Source organism: Pseudonocardia sp. ICBG1034 (assembly GCF_020131375.1).
GTDB classification, from domain to species: Bacteria; Actinomycetota; Actinomycetes; order Mycobacteriales; family Pseudonocardiaceae; genus Pseudonocardia; species Pseudonocardia alni.
Genome location: NZ_JAHLEK010000015.1, coordinates 517,435 through 530,790, shown reverse-complemented (window position 1 = coordinate 530,790; position 13,356 = coordinate 517,435). Strand labels below are relative to the sequence as shown.

15 protein-coding genes are annotated in these 13,356 nt (G+C 75.4%); 8 read left to right on the top strand and 7 right to left on the bottom strand.

Translation table 11 applies throughout. The annotated features are described in order from the left end of the window. Positions 1–15 precede the first annotated feature (15 nt). The gene (locus KPF22_RS04150) at positions 16–468 is read left to right on the top strand and encodes a hypothetical protein (RefSeq protein WP_224401282.1); all 453 of its coding nucleotides are present in this window, start codon (positions 16–18) and stop codon (positions 466–468) included. 14 nt (positions 469–482) lie between these two features. Here the strand turns inward: KPF22_RS04150 and KPF22_RS04145 are convergent, their stop codons facing one another. From KPF22_RS04145 to KPF22_RS04130, 4 genes are all read right to left on the bottom strand, one after another. Beyond that, positions 483–1,349 (bottom strand): VWA domain-containing protein, encoded by an 867-nt coding sequence (locus KPF22_RS04145; protein ID WP_224401281.1) that lies wholly within the window; start codon positions 1,347–1,349, stop codon positions 483–485. Positions 1,350–1,432: 83 nt separating this feature from the next. Then, complete coding sequence (locus KPF22_RS04140; RefSeq protein ID WP_208822940.1) at positions 1,433–2,365, bottom strand: MoxR family ATPase; 933 nt, start codon at positions 2,363–2,365, stop codon at positions 1,433–1,435. Then, on the bottom strand, positions 2,365–3,477 hold the full coding sequence (locus tag KPF22_RS04135; protein ID WP_208822948.1) for an NDMA-dependent alcohol dehydrogenase: 1,113 nt from the start codon (positions 3,475–3,477) through the stop codon (positions 2,365–2,367). Before KPF22_RS04135 ends, KPF22_RS04140 begins: the two co-directional genes overlap by 1 nt. A 112-nt stretch (positions 3,478–3,589) precedes the next feature. Then, on the bottom strand, positions 3,590–5,230 hold the full coding sequence (locus KPF22_RS04130; protein WP_224401280.1) for a sigma-54-dependent Fis family transcriptional regulator: 1,641 nt from the start codon (positions 5,228–5,230) through the stop codon (positions 3,590–3,592). 100 nt (positions 5,231–5,330) lie between these two features. On the opposite strand from KPF22_RS04130, the gene KPF22_RS04125 reads away from it, so the two are divergent. Further along, positions 5,331–6,728 carry an amidase gene (locus tag KPF22_RS04125; RefSeq protein WP_224401279.1) on the top strand — a complete coding sequence of 466 codons (1,398 nt, stop codon included), beginning with the start codon at positions 5,331–5,333 and terminating at the stop codon, positions 6,726–6,728. Between the two features lie 21 nt (positions 6,729–6,749). Here KPF22_RS04125 and hppD read toward each other — a convergent pair whose 3' ends face one another. Further along, complete coding sequence (hppD, locus tag KPF22_RS04120) at positions 6,750–7,946, bottom strand: 4-hydroxyphenylpyruvate dioxygenase (protein WP_224401278.1); 1,197 nt, start codon at positions 7,944–7,946, stop codon at positions 6,750–6,752. After that, positions 7,946–8,992 (bottom strand): Glu/Leu/Phe/Val dehydrogenase dimerization domain-containing protein, encoded by a 1,047-nt coding sequence (locus KPF22_RS04115; protein ID WP_224401277.1) that lies wholly within the window; start codon positions 8,990–8,992, stop codon positions 7,946–7,948. Before KPF22_RS04115 ends, hppD begins: the two co-directional genes overlap by 1 nt. 189 nt (positions 8,993–9,181) lie before the next feature. Here KPF22_RS04115 and KPF22_RS04110 point away from each other — a divergent pair, with 189 nt between their 5' ends. The 6 genes from KPF22_RS04110 to KPF22_RS04085 all read left to right on the top strand — a co-directional run bounded on the left by KPF22_RS04110 (position 9,182) and on the right by KPF22_RS04085 (position 12,596). After that, positions 9,182–9,796 (top strand): carboxymuconolactone decarboxylase family protein, encoded by a 615-nt coding sequence (locus tag KPF22_RS04110; RefSeq protein ID WP_224401276.1) that lies wholly within the window; start codon positions 9,182–9,184, stop codon positions 9,794–9,796. 35 nt (positions 9,797–9,831) lie between these two features. After that, the gene (locus tag KPF22_RS04105) at positions 9,832–10,272 is read left to right on the top strand and encodes a CBS domain-containing protein (protein ID WP_208822958.1); all 441 of its coding nucleotides are present in this window, start codon (positions 9,832–9,834) and stop codon (positions 10,270–10,272) included. 100 nt (positions 10,273–10,372) lie between these two features. Further along, entirely contained in the window at positions 10,373–11,215 is an 843-nt protein-coding gene (locus tag KPF22_RS04100; protein WP_374107450.1) for an aldo/keto reductase, read from the top strand. A 74-nt stretch (positions 11,216–11,289) separates the two neighbouring features. Next, complete coding sequence (locus tag KPF22_RS04095) at positions 11,290–11,493, top strand: CsbD family protein (RefSeq protein ID WP_208822960.1); 204 nt, start codon at positions 11,290–11,292, stop codon at positions 11,491–11,493. Between the two features lie 127 nt (positions 11,494–11,620). Beyond that, on the top strand, positions 11,621–12,226 hold the full coding sequence (locus tag KPF22_RS04090; RefSeq protein ID WP_062398374.1) for an NAD(P)H-dependent oxidoreductase: 606 nt from the start codon (positions 11,621–11,623) through the stop codon (positions 12,224–12,226). Between the two features lie 58 nt (positions 12,227–12,284). After that, complete coding sequence (locus KPF22_RS04085; RefSeq protein WP_224401275.1) at positions 12,285–12,596, top strand: hypothetical protein; 312 nt, start codon at positions 12,285–12,287, stop codon at positions 12,594–12,596. Between the two features lie 7 nt (positions 12,597–12,603). Here KPF22_RS04085 and KPF22_RS04080 read toward each other — a convergent pair whose 3' ends face one another. After that, positions 12,604–13,356, bottom strand: coding sequence for an LLM class flavin-dependent oxidoreductase (locus tag KPF22_RS04080; protein ID WP_224401274.1), 753 nt, complete (start codon positions 13,354–13,356; stop codon positions 12,604–12,606).

Genomic DNA, 13,356 nt, shown 5'->3' with positions numbered 1-13,356 from the left:
GGCCCGGGCCTGTCGGTGCGGTTCCCGACCCTGGTCGGGCTGCTGAGCCTCGCGAACGCGGTGTCCGCGGGACTGCTGGTCACCGCGATCCTCGACGGCTCCTCCGGCGGTTCGGCCGCCCCCCTGCCGGCCGGCGGGGCGGCGATCTGGCTGACCGACATCATCGCGTTCGCGGTCTGGTACCGGCAGCTCGACCGCGGCGGGACGGCGGCACGGGCGCACGGCCGCCGTCCCACCGCGGACCTCCTGTTCGTGCAGATGCAGAGCACCGACCCGCACGACGCCGGCGGGGAGCCCCGCTCCGCCGGCTACCTGTACCTGTCGTTCACCGACGCCACCGCGTTCAACCCCACCGACGTGATGCCGCTGAGCCGGTGGGCGACGATGCTGATGCTCGTCCAGGCGCTGGTGTCGCTGGTGACGACCGCGCTCGTCGTCTCCCGGGCCGGGAACGTGCCGGGCGGCTGAGTCCCGGGCGGGGCTCAGCCACCCAGGAGGGACCGCAGCACCCCCGGTGCGTCCGACGGGCCGGCGACCGGCGCCCACCGCGCGTTGCTGCGCGCGGCCAGCTCGGCCGCCTGCTCGTGGTCGGACTCCGGGGCCAGGATCAGCAGCTCCGGGACCTGCCGCGCCGCCGGGACCGGGTCGTGGTCGTCGGTGGCCCGGCAGTCCGAGAGCAGCACGACGATCCGCCGCTCCGCGCGCGTCCGTTCCAGCTGCGCGGTGGCCGCCCGCAACGCACCCGACAGCGCGGTCACCCCGTGCCCGCGCAGGCCCAGCACCCGGTCGACGACCGCCGACGGCGGACGGGTGGACCCGATGTCGCGCAGGACCCGGGTCTCGGCGGCGAACGACAGCACCGCGTGGTCACCGGGTGCCCGGAACGCGCAGGCCGCGGCGGTCAGCGCCGCCGCGGCGAGCCGGTCCCCGCCCATCGACCCGGACGCGTCCACCACCAGGCACAACGCGAGCGCGGGCCGCGCCCAGGTGCGCGCGGTCAGCTCGTCGAGCCCGACCGGGCGCCGCGCCGCGCGGGCCTCGGCGACCGCGCCCAGCGAGGCGTCCAGGTCCAGGTCACCGCCGCGGTCGGCCGGGACCGTACGCAGCCTGCCGATCCCGCGCCGGGTGACCCGGCCGGACCGGCCGATCTCCAGCACGACCCGGCCGGCGAGCCTGCGGGCCGCCGCCCGCAGCTTCTCGTCGGTGGCCTTGCCCATGTCGACGAGCAGCGTCAGCGTCTCGTCGGGACGCTCGGCGAGCGCGGCGTCGAACGCGTCGGGGTCGAGCACCCCGACCTCGGGCGAGATCTCGGTGAACCCGGGGTGGCCCGCCAGGGAGCTGCGGGCCACCGTGCGGTCCTCCGGGCGCGCACGCGGCCGGGACGGACGGGTGGAGCCGTCCGCGGGCCGGGGACCGCCCGCCGGTGGCGGGCTCAGGCTCCCCCCGACGCATCACCGCCGTCCGCGGCCCCGTCGGCGTCGTCGGCGGGTTCCCGGCCGAACTCGGCCGTGTACAGCTCGCGGACGATGTCCTCGGCGCTGCGGGAGCCGGACTCGGCGAGCCGGATGCGGCCGGACAGCGCGACCAGCGCCGCGTCCAGCCCGGCCCGCCAGTCGGTGGTCTCCCGGCCGCGCCGGGCCGCCAGCGCCGCGGCGATACGGACGATGTCGATCGCCCCGCGCACCGACGAGCCCACGTGCACGTCCGGGTGCTCCCGGGTCCGGCGGACCAGGGAGACGACCTTGGCCCGCCACTGCTCGTCGACCTCGGGGCCGCGCAGCGCGACGACCGCGGTCTCGTCCCCGGCGGTCTGGTAGCCCATCGCGATCCGGCAGACCCGGTCGTAGACGGCGGAGGAGATCCGGGCGGTGCCGACGGCGTCGAACGGGTTCATCGCGGCGACCAGCCGGAATCCCTCGTGCGCGGTGATCCGGCCCAGCCGGGGCACGTGCAGCTCGCCCTCGCTCATCACGGTGATGAGGACGTTGAGGGTCTCCTCCGGGATCCGGTTGATCTCCTCGACGTAGAGCAGCGCCCCGGAGCGCAGCGCCTCGGCCAGCGGGCCGTCGACGAAGGTCTCGGGGTTGTAGCCCCGCTCCAGGACCTGGGCCGGGTCGAAGTGCCCGACCAGCCGGGCCGGGGTGAGCTCGGCGTTGCCCTCGACGAACACGAACGGGAGCTCGGCCTCCTCGGCCACCGACCGCAGCAGCGTCGTCTTCCCGGTGCCCGGCGGGCCCTCCAGGACGACGTGGGCGCCGGCCTCCAGCGCCGCGACGAGGAGTTCGACCTCCCGGCCGCGGCCGACGACGGGGGTCCCCGCGGGACCGGCCGCAGCCTTTCCCGCGGGGTTCGTGACAGACCCCATCAGTGCTCGTGGACGAGGACGCCGCGGACGTTCTTGCCCGCGAGCAGGTCGTCGTAGCCCTCGTTGACCTGCTCGAGGGTGTAGGTCCGCGTGATGATCTCGTCGAGCTTCAGGTCCCCGCTCTGGTAGAGGCCGAGGATCTTGGGGATGTCGACGGTCGGGTTGCAGTCGCCGAACAGCGAGCCCTTCACCGTCTTCTTGAACAGGGTGAGGATCGAGCCCGGCAGCGCGACGTTGGTCGTCGAGAGCTTGTTCAGGCCGGTCAGCACGACGGTGCCGCCCTTGCCGGTGTTCTCGAACGCGCCGGTGACGATCTCCTCGGTCACGATGCCCGCGGTGACGATCGTCTTGTCCGCGCCGTTGCCGTTGGTCATGGCGCGGGCCAGGTCACCGGCCTCGGCGGCGGTGGCGACGGCGTGCGTGGCGCCGAGCTCCATCGCCTTCTCGCGCTTGTTGGCCAGCGGGTCGACGGCGATGAGGTTCTTCGCGCCGGCGTAGCGGGCGCCCTGGACGGCGTTGATGCCGATGCCGCCGACGCCGGCGACGATCACCGTGTCGCCCGGCTCGACCTTCGCCGCGTTGACCGCGGAGCCCCACCCGGTGGGCACGCCGCAGCCGACGAGCACGGCCTTGTCCAGCGGGAGGTCGTCGTCGACCTTGACCACCGAGTTCTGGTGGATCGTGGAGTACTGGGAGAACGTGCCCAGCATGCACATCGCGCCGTACTGGCCCTTCGGCCCGGTGAAGGGGAAGCGCTCGCCCGGCAGGTAGCCCTCGAGGATCGTCGCGCCCATGTCGCAGATGGCCTGCTGCCCGGTCGCGCACCAGCGGCAGACCCCGCAGTTGGGGATGAACGAGCAGACGACGTGGTCGCCCGGCTTCACCCGGGTGACACCCGGGCCGACGTCCTCGATGATCCCGGCGCCCTCGTGCCCGAGGACCATCGGCAGGCGTGCCTCGAGGTCGCCGTGCGCGATGTGGACGTCGGAGTGGCACAGCCCGGCGTGGGTGTAGCGGATGAGGACCTCACCCTGCTGCGGCCCGTCGAGCTCGAGCTCCTCGATCTCGATCGGCTTGCCGGCCTCGTAGACGACTGCTGCCTTGGTCTTCACGGGCACGCTCCTCTGCGCTGGGGACGTCGGTGTCGACCCGGATCCTGTCCCACCCCGGGGGTGTGGCGTGTTCCACATGTGGACACGTGCGCACTGCCTCATACCGGGCGGGCTACGTCTCCGCCACGTCGAGCGCGCGCATCCGGCGGTACAGGGTGGTGCGGCTGATCCCGAGCGCCCGTGCGGCCTCGCGCTTGTTGCCGCCCGCGACCGTCAGGGCGTGCTGGATCGCGACCCGTTCGGCGCGCTCCCGGCCGCCGAGCCGGGTGATCCGCGGGCCGGGCCGCAGGTGCTCCGGCAGGTCCTCGACGTCGATCCGGCGGGTCCCGGGCAGGTGCGCCAGTTCGGTCACGACCCGGGTCAGCTCGGTCAGGTTGCCCGGCCAGGCGTACGCGGACAGCGCCGCGATCGCGGACCGGGTCAGGATCAGCTCCCGGCCCGGCCGGACCCGTGCGGCGATGTCGGCGACCAGCCCGGGCAGCTCGTCGCGGCGTTCGCGCAGCGGCGCGAGCTCGACGCGGCTCGCGCACCGGGCGACCAGCCGCGCCGCCGGGACGGACAGCTCCTCGACCGGGCCGCAGGTGAGCACGAGACGGGTCGGGCCGGCGTCGAGCAGCGGGCGGAGCACGGTGCAGAGCTCCTCGGGCAGGACGTCCACGTCGTCGACGACGACCGCGGGCACCCCCTCCCCGACCAGCGCGGACAGCCGGGCCGCCCAGTCCCGGGACGGTCCGGTGAGGGCGTCGGTGGCCGCCAGCACGACCGGGTCGGCGGTGCCGAGCAGCCGGGCCGCCTCGGTGCTGCGCCCGGTCCCGGGCTCACCCGCGACCAGCACCGAGCGCCCGGAGGGAACCCGCCGCGCGGTGCGGCGGACCGGCTCGCGCGGCGCCGCACGGACCGGGACGAGGTGGAACAGCACCCCGTCCGCCGTGTCCGCGACGGTCTCGGCCCGCACCCGGATCCCGGCGCCGTCGGGCGCCTCCAGCACCCGGGTCAGCGGGCCGTTCTCGACGACCTCGGTCCGCAGCGTCGCGAGCAGGTCCATCCCGCCCTCGCCCAGCACGGTGACGGCGCTGCGGTTGGTCAGCACCACGTCCGAACCGAGGACCGCGATCGGCGACGAGCGCCGCCGGGTGGCCTCCTGGAAGGCGAGGAACAGCCTGCGGTCGCCGTCGCGGGCGGTCTCGACGATCCGCTCCTCGATGTCCCGGGCGGCACGCGACAGCAGCGGCGCGAACAGCGGGTGGGCGCGCCCACCGGCGACCGTGATGTCGAGGACGCCCTCGGTACGGCCGCGCAGCGGGTGCCGGATCGGGTGGCCGAAGCAGCTGACGCCCTTGAGCCCGGCCAGGAAGTGCTCCTCGCCGTGGACCGCGATGCCGCGGCCGGTCTCGGCGGCCGTGCCGATCCCGTTGGTCCCCAGCACCTGCTCGTCGGCGGCCGCCCCGACCACCAGGCCGATGTCGTCGAAGGCCGAGTCGAGGGTGCGGTCGTCGCACCAGATGTCGAGGATCCGGCAGTCCCGGTCGGCGAGCTGCACCGAGAACGGCTCACCGGCGAGCTCGGCAGCCAGCGCCCGCAGCACCGGCTCCGCGGCGACTGCGAGCCGGCCGACCCGGTCGACCTCCGCGATCTCCGGCCGGTCGACGCCGTCGGGGTCGATGCCCGCCAGCCGCGCACGCCGCCAGGACGAGGCGATGTGCTCGCGCACGCCCCCCGGGTCGGATCGGCCGACGGCTCCGTCGAAACCCATGGCGCACACCTTCCGTGACCGTGGTGACGGAGGCGACACTACCCGCGCCCGGCCGGGTCCCCGGTCGTGCGCGGGCGGGCGGGGTGCAGGATCGTCCGACATGGACCGACGCGTACACGCGTTCACCGACGACGCCCTGGGCGACGACGACGCCGTCGCCCTCGCCGAGCGGCTGCGCCGCCGTGAGGTCGCGCCCGCCGAGCTGCGCGCCGCCGTCGCCGCGCGCGCCGCCCGGGTCGAGCCGCACCTGCACGGCCTCGCCCTGGACCGCACCGCCGACCCCGTCACCGGGGACGCCGGCGGCCCGCTCGCCGGGGTGCCGACGCTGGTCAAGGACAACGTCGAGGTGCGGGGCTGGCCCGCGGGCCACGGCACCCGGGCGTTCGTCCCCGCCCCGTCACGCGAGCACGCCGAGGTGACCCGGCAGCTGCTCGCGGCCGGGCTGGACCTGGTGGGCACGACCCGGATGCCGGAGTACGGGCTGAACGCCTCCACCGAGTTCGCCGACGCCGAGCCGACCCGCAACCCGTGGGACCCGCGCTTCTCCGCCGGCGCGTCGTCGGGTGGGGCGGCCGCGCTCGTGGCCGCCGGCGTGGTGCCGCTGGCCCACGCCAACGACGGCGGCGGCTCGATCCGCATCCCGGCCGCGGCCTGCGGTCTGGTCGGGCTCAAGCCGTCGCGCGGGCGGCTCGCGCCGAACGCGACCGGCGCCCGGATGCCGATCGACCTCGTCGCCGACGGCGTGGTGTCCCGCTCGGTCCGCGACACCGCGGTGTTCCTCGGCGCCGCCGACCGCGGGCGCCGCAACCCGGCGCTGCCACCGCTGGGCCTGGTCGAGGGCCCCGCCCGGCGACGTCTGCGGGTCGGGCTGCTGCTGGAGTCCCCCACCGGCGCCGCCGTCGACGCCGACACCCGCGAGACCGTCACCGCCCTCGCGGAGCTGCTCGCCAAGCAGGGCCACGAGGTGTCCGAGGCCGTCACCGGGGTGGGGACCCGGTTCGTCGACGACTTCCTCGACTACTGGGGGCTGCTGGCGTTCTCCGTGGTCACCGGCGGCCGGCTGCTGCACGGGCGCACCTTCGACCCGCACCGCCTCGACGGCCTGACCCACGGCCTGGCCGACCACTACCGTCGCGCGCTGGCCCGCACCCCGGTGTTCCTGCACCGCCTGCGCCGGGTCGCGGCCACCCACGCCGAGCTGTTCACCCGGCACGACGTGCTGCTCTCCCCCGTGCTCGCGCACACCCCGCCGGAGATCGGGTGGCTCGCGCCGACGGTGCCGATCGAGCAGCTCACCGCCCGGCTGCTCGACTACGTGGCGTTCACCCCGCTGGCCAACGTCGCCGGGGCGCCCGCCGTCGCGCTGCCCGCCGGGGCGACGACCGGCGGGCTGCCGGTGGGGGTGCACCTGGAGGGCACGGTCGGCGACGAACGGACGCTGCTGGAGCTGGCGTACGCGATCGAGGCCGACCGCCCCTGGCGGCGGATCCGGGACTGACCCGGCCCGGACACGCACCGCTCAGGCGTTGCCGCGGCGCTCCTGCTCCCGCTCGATCGCCTCGAACAGCGCCTTGAAGTTGCCCTTGCCGAAGCCGAGCGAGCCGTGCCGCTCGATGAGCTCGAAGAACACCGTGGGCCGGTCCCCGACCGGCTTGGTGAAGATCTGCAGCAGGTAGCCGTCCTCGTCGCGGTCGACGAGGATCCCGCGGGACGCCAGCTCGGCGATCGGCACCCGCACCGACCCGATCCGGGCCCGCAGCTCCGGGTCGGAGTAGTAGGCGTCCGGGGTGTCGAGGAACTCCACGCCGCGCGAACGCAGCACGTCGACGGTGGTGAGGATGTCGTTCGTCGCCAGCGCGAGGTGCTGGGCACCGGGGCCGCGGTGGAAGTCCAGGTACTCGTCGATCTGGGACTTCCGACGGCCGGGGCTGGGCTCGTTCAGCGGGAACTTCACCCGGTGGTTGCCCGACGCGACGACCTTGCTCATCAGCGCCGAGTAGTCGGTGGCGATGTCGTCGCCGATGAACTCGGCCATGTTCGTGAAGCCCATGATCCGGTGGTAGAAGTCCACCCAGGAGTCCATGCGCCCGTACTCGACGTTGCCGACGACGTGGTCGAGCGCCTGGAACAGCCGGCGCGGCGCGTCCGCGGGCCGGTCCACCGAGGAGCTGCGGGCGACGTGGCCGGGCAGGTACGGGCCGGTGTAGCGGGACCGGTCGACCAGGGTGTGCCGGGTGTCGCCGTAGGTGGCGATCGCGGCGGAGCGCACCGTGCCGTGCTCGTCGGTCGTGTCGTGCGGCTCGACCAGCACGGTGGCCCCCTGGGCGCGGGCGTGGGCGATGCAGCGGTCGACGTCGGGGACCTCGAGGGCGATGTCGACGATGCCGTCGCCGTGCCGGCGGTGGTGGTCGGCGACCGGGCTGTCCGGGTCGACGGCGCCACGCAGCTCGAACCGGACCGCGCCCGAGCGCAGCACGTAGGAGTGGTGGTCGCGGTTGCCGGTCTCCGGCCCGGAGTACGCGACGAGCTCCATGCCGTAGACGACCTGGTAGAGCTGCGCGGCCTGGGTGGCGTTGCCGACCGCCCACACCACGGCGTCCCAGCCGGTGACCGGGAACGGGTCGGCGGAGTCGTCGTGGTCGACGAGGCCGACCAGGCGTCGCAGGGCGGCGGCGTCGAGGTCGGCGAGCTTCTCGGAGTCGGTGAGGATGTCCATCAGTGCTCTCCCGTCAGCGTGCGGGCGGCCAGGTCCTGCGCCGCGGTGACCGTGGTGGTGCCGTGCGTGCGGGCGGCGGCGAAGACGCCGGTCAGGGTGTCGCCGATCGCGCGGGTCCGGTCGGCGACGGCGTCGGCGCTCCAGCCGAGGACCTCGCGGCCGACCAGGTGGATGGCGCCGCCGGCGTTGGCGACGAAGTCCGGGGCGTGGACGATGCCGCGCCGGCGCAGGACCTCGGCCGCGTACGGGTCGGCGAGCAGGTTGTTCGCCGCACCCGCGACGACCGCGGTGGGGAGGGTCTCGGCGACCTCGGCGGTGATCAGACCACCGGTGGCGCACGGGACCAGCACGTCGCACTCGCGGGTGGTCACCGCGCCGGTGTCGACCACCTCGGCGCCCAGCTCGTCGGCGACCGCGGCGCAGCGGGCCGGGTCGACGTCGGTGACGATCAGCTTGGCCCCGGCGTCGGCGGCGAGCCGGGCGACGTCGGCGCCGACCGCGCCGAGCCCCTGGACCAGCACCCGCAGCCCGTCGACGCCGTCGAACCCGGCCTCCGCGACTCCCGCGCGGATCGCGGCGAACACCCCGAGGGCGGTCATCGGGCCGGACGAGCCGGGCCCGCCCGCCGCGACCGAGCGGCCGAACACGTGCGGGGTCAGGGCGGCGAGCACGTCCATGTCGGCCGAGCAGGTCCCGACATCCGGGCCGGTGGTGTAGTTCCCGCCGAGCAGCTCCAGGTTGGCCGCGTGGATCTCGAGGATGCGGCGCCAGGTCGCCTCGCCGAGCTCGGCGCGCGGCGCCGGGAGCGCGATCACCGACTTGCCGCCGCCCATCGGCAGGCCCGCGACGGCCATCTTCAGCGTCATCGCCCCGGCGAGGCGGCGGGCGTCGGCGACGGCGTCGTCGGGCGAGGGGTAGACCATCGCGCGGGTCCCGCCCGACGCCGGGCCGAGACGGGTCGAGTGCACCCCGATCACGAACCACGCGCCCGTCCCCCGGTCGTACCGGACCGAGGTCAGTTCGCCGTCCCACTCGGGCAGAGCCATCCCGCGCCTCCATCGCCTCGCTGGTGTGCAGCGAGGACACCGTCGATCCCGGCATCTGCGCAACCGGCCCATCAGGAGCTGCACACCGGCGGCAGATCACCCGGCCGTGGTGCCGGTCCACCTGGACGGATCGTCCAGGAGATCGGCGTCACTCCCGGGGCCCGCGGCGCGCGTCCGTAACCTGGACCGGTGACGACCAGCGACGCCACGACGCACGCCGACCTGCGCGGCAGGCCCCGACCGCCGGTCCACCCGCGGACCGCGCCGTCGGACCCGGCCGGGCTGGACCCCGTGCGCGCCGCGCTGCACGCCCGCATCGCGACCGGCCCGCGCGGAGCGCAGGCCCGGGTCCCGCTGGTCGACGACGCCGGCCGCCTGCTCGGCCCGTTCGCGACGATGCTGTTCTCCCCGCGCATCGGCGACGCCGTGCAGCAGGTCGGCGCGGCCCTGCGCACCGACGACGACCTCCCGCCCCGGCTGCGCGAGCTGGCCGTTCTCGCCGTCGCCGTGCACCACGGGTCGGCCTTCGAGTGGTCCGCGCACGAGGGCCTCGCCCGCGACACCGGGCTGTCCGGGGCGCAGCTGCAGGCCCTGCTCGACGGCGGCGTCCCCGACGGCCTCGACGAGGCCGAGCGGGTCGCGCTGACCACCGTGCGGGCCCTGCTCACCCGGCACGACCTGGGCGACGGCGCCTACGCCACCGCGCTGCGGGCGCTGGGCCGGGACACCCTCGCGGCGCTGGTGTGGCTGACCGGGTACTACTCGATGCTGGCCACGGCACTCGCCGTGTTCCGACCGGAGTGAGGCCGGGTAACCCGCATGGAGAGGGGAGGGACGCGATGAGCACCGCACCGAGCACCGCACCGGACGGGGTGCGCGTGGCCACGGCCATGCACACCTTCCCCAAGACCTGTGGACCGGCGACGACCGTCGCGCAGGCGTGGGCGGCGTTCGAGCGGCCCAAGGTGCACTCACTGCTGGTCCTCGACGCGGGGCGGCTGCTCGCCGTGGTCGACCGGGCCGACCTGACCGGGGCCGGACCGGACGAGCCCGCCGCGCCCCTGGGGACGCTCGTCGGGCGGGTGGCCCACGCCGGCGACGAACTGGCGTCGACCTGGGCGGCGATGGCCGACGCCGGGCGGCGGCGGGTCGCCGTCGTCGACGACGCCGGCCGGCTGCTCGGGCTGCTCTGCCTCAAGCGGCACGGTCGCGGGTTCTGCTCCGACGCGGGCATCCAGGCCCGGATCGACGAGCGCGTGGCGGCCCCGGACGGGCCGTGAGGCCGCCCACCGCGGGGAACACCGGCGCCGGGCCGGACGCTGGACGGGGTGACCACCTCCGACGCCGCCGTCGCCACCCGCAGTCGAGAGGACCCTCCCGGTGACCCACCCCGACGACACCGTGCTCCTGGACGGGGGCGTCGCCATGCCCCGTCTCGGGTTCGGCGTGTCCGAGTCCCGCGACGCCCGGGCCGCCGTCGCCGAGGCGCTCGCGCAGGGCTACCGCAGCATCGACACCGCCGCCGTCTACGAGAACGAGACCGGCGTCGGCGCCGCGCTGGCCGGGTCCGGCCTGCCCCGCTCCGAGCTGTTCGTGACCACCAAGGTCTGGAACGTCGACGGCGGCCGCCCCGACGCGCTGGGCGCGGCACGGCGCAGCCTGGACCGGCTGGGGCTCGACCACGTCGACCTCCTGCTCGTGCACTGGCCCAACGACGACCTCGGGCACTGCCTGTCGACCTGGGAGGCGATGGAGCAGCTGCTCGCCGACGGCCGCACCCGCGCGGTCGGGGTGTCGAACTTCCGGCCGTCGCACCTGCGCAGGCTCCGCTCGCTCGGCGGTCGGCTCCCGGCGCTCAACCAGGTCGAGCTGCACCCGCACCACCAGCAGCCTGAGCTGCGCGCGGTGCACGCCTCGCTGGGCATCGTCACCGGCGCCTGGAGCCCGCTGGGCCGCGGCGCGGTCCTCGGCGAGCCGGTCCTGGCCCGGATCGCCGACCGGCACGGCGTCACCCCCGCTCAGGTGGTCCTGCGCTGGCACCTGCAGCAGGGCACCGTCGCCGTCCCGAAGTCCGACGACGCGGGGCGCATCGCCGCCAACCGCGATCTCGCCGGGTTCACCCTCGACGAGGCCGACCTCTCCGCCGTCGCCGCGCTGCACCGGACCGACGGACGGGGCCGGATCGGCCCGGTGCCCGGCCGGGTGGACCGCATCGCGTCCTGAGTGACGTGTGTCACGTCCGCGTGAGGACGGCGGGGCACGCATCCTCCAACGACCAGTCGATCGAGGAGGCAGTCGTGTCGTTCACCGACAAGGTCAAGAACAAGGCCGAGAACGCCGTGGGCGTCGCCAAGGAGAAGGCCGGCGCGGCCACCGGCGACCGGGAGCTCCAGGCCGAGGGCAAGGCCGAGCAGTCGAAGGCGTCGCTGAAGGACGCCGGCGAGAAGCTGAAGGACGCCGCGGGCAACGTGAAGGACGCGTTCGGCGGCTCCAAGGGCTGAGTCCGGCGACGGAGTGACGGGGGCGACCGGGACGCATGCCGGTCGCCCCCACCGGGAACGCGACGGAGGTACCGAGCCGGGTCCAGCGCCGTACCGGGCTCCTCCCCGCACGTCCACCGGAGGAACCATGAGCACCGTCAAGCTCGCGATCGTCTACTACTCCGCCACCGGCACCGTCGACGCGATGGCCCACCGGGCCGCGCAGGCCGGCGAGAAGGCCGGCGCCGAGGTGCGCCTGCGCCGCGTCGCCCGCGAGGCGACCACCGGCGAGCGCGAGGCCACCGACGCGCAGGCCGCGCACGCCGAGGCCGCCCCGGAGGTCACCGCCGCGACCGCCGACGACATCGTGTGGGCCGACGCGGTCCTGTTCGGCTCGCCCACCCGCTACGGCAACATCGCCGGGCAGCTGAAGACCTTCATCGACTCGCTCGGCCCGCAGTGGGGCCAGGGCCTGCTCGCCGACAAGGTCTACGCCGGGTTCACCGCCAGCCAGACCCTGCACGGCGGCCAGGAGTCCACGCTGCTCGCGCTGTACAACACGATCCACCACTTCGGCGGGATCGTCGTCGCGCCCGGGTACACCGACCCGACCAAGTTCGTCGACGGCAACCCCTACGGCGCCTCGCACGTGACCGGGGCGGACAACGACGCCCCGCTCGGTGAGGCCGACAACGCGGCACTGGACCACCTCGCCACCCGCGTGGTGACGGTCGCAGGGAAGCTCGCGGGCTGAGCCGGATCCGGCGACGCGACACCGTCCACCGCGCCACACCGCGGGCTAGCCTCGGCGCATGTACTTCCGGATCACCCCCGGCGACGTCGAGCTCGTCGACCCGGAGGACGTGCGGGCCTTCCACGTCCTCGCCCCCGCGGACCTGACCGAGGACACGCTCGCCGACACCGTGCGCAGCACCGGGCTCGGCGAGGTCGCCGACGGCGGCGGACACGTGCTGGTGCGCGTCGACGCGGTCCGCAGGCTGGCGGCGGGCCGGGTCGGCCCCGGCTGGGAGGACGACCTCGCGGGCATGCTCCGCTACGCCCGCGGCAGGGGCTGGCTCTCCGACGACGGCGGCTCGGTGCGCGCCCACGTCGAGCGCGGCTGAGACCGGGCTACGGCAGCAGCGCCCGGACCCTGTCGGGGTCCGGGCCGCCCGGCCCGATGACCACGACGGCGTCGTCGAAGCCCGCGTCGGCGTAGCGGGCCAGGTCGTCCCGCAGGCGGCCGAGGTCGGCGCCCGCGGGCACCGGGAGGGCGTAGGCGACCGCGCGACCGCCCCCACCCCCGGCCGCCCGGTAGCGGCCGAGCGCGTCCACCATCTCGTCCGGCGTGGTGCGGTAGCCGGAGGCGAGCCAGCCGTCGAAGGACCGGGCGGCCTTCTCGACGTTCGCGCCCCACGACCCCAGCAGCAGCGGCGGCCGGGCGGTGGGGGTGTCCGCGAGCCGGGCGTCGGCGTCGCCGCCGCGTTCCAGCAGCTCACGCAGCCGGACCACGTTCTCGTCGAAGGTCCGGAAACGGGTTCGGTGGTCCCGGTCGAGGGCGGCGTAGTCGTCGCGGGTCGAGCCGGGGCTCACCCCGAGCGCGAGCCGGTCCCCGCAGACCGCCTGCAGCGACAGCATCCGGTGGGCCAGTTCGGCCGGGTGGTGCAGCGGGACCTGCACCGTGCCCGTCGACAGGCCGACGCCGTCGGTGGCCCCGGCCGCGACGGCCAGTGCGACGAACGGGTCGGGCACCAGCCGTCCACGGCCGATGATCTCCGGCGCCCACAGGTGCGCGAAACCGGCACCGGCGAGTCGCCGGGCCCACCCGGCGACCGGGTACGGCGGCGCGTCGGACAGGTGCGCGAGCGTCGCGCCCAGCCGCAC

Bases quoted from the DNA above. Each gene is read 5' to 3' on its own strand.
- KPF22_RS04085 (WP_224401275.1), top strand. From the start codon at position 12,285: ATGTACTTCCGGATCACCCCCGGCGACGTCGAGCTCGTCGACCCGGAG.
- hppD (WP_224401278.1), bottom strand. From the start codon at position 7,946: ATGGACATCCTCACCGACTCCGAGAAGCTCGCCGACCTCGACGCCGCC.
- KPF22_RS04105 (WP_208822958.1), top strand. From the start codon at position 9,832: ATGAGCACCGCACCGAGCACCGCACCGGACGGGGTGCGCGTGGCCACG.
- KPF22_RS04125 (WP_224401279.1), top strand. From the start codon at position 5,331: ATGGACCGACGCGTACACGCGTTCACCGACGACGCCCTGGGCGACGAC.
- KPF22_RS04130 (WP_224401280.1), bottom strand. From the start codon at position 5,230: ATGGGTTTCGACGGAGCCGTCGGCCGATCCGACCCGGGGGGCGTGCGC.
- KPF22_RS04090 (WP_062398374.1), top strand. From the start codon at position 11,621: ATGAGCACCGTCAAGCTCGCGATCGTCTACTACTCCGCCACCGGCACC.
- KPF22_RS04115 (WP_224401277.1), bottom strand. From the start codon at position 8,992: ATGGCTCTGCCCGAGTGGGACGGCGAACTGACCTCGGTCCGGTACGAC.
- KPF22_RS04140 (WP_208822940.1), bottom strand. From the start codon at position 2,365: ATGGGGTCTGTCACGAACCCCGCGGGAAAGGCTGCGGCCGGTCCCGCG.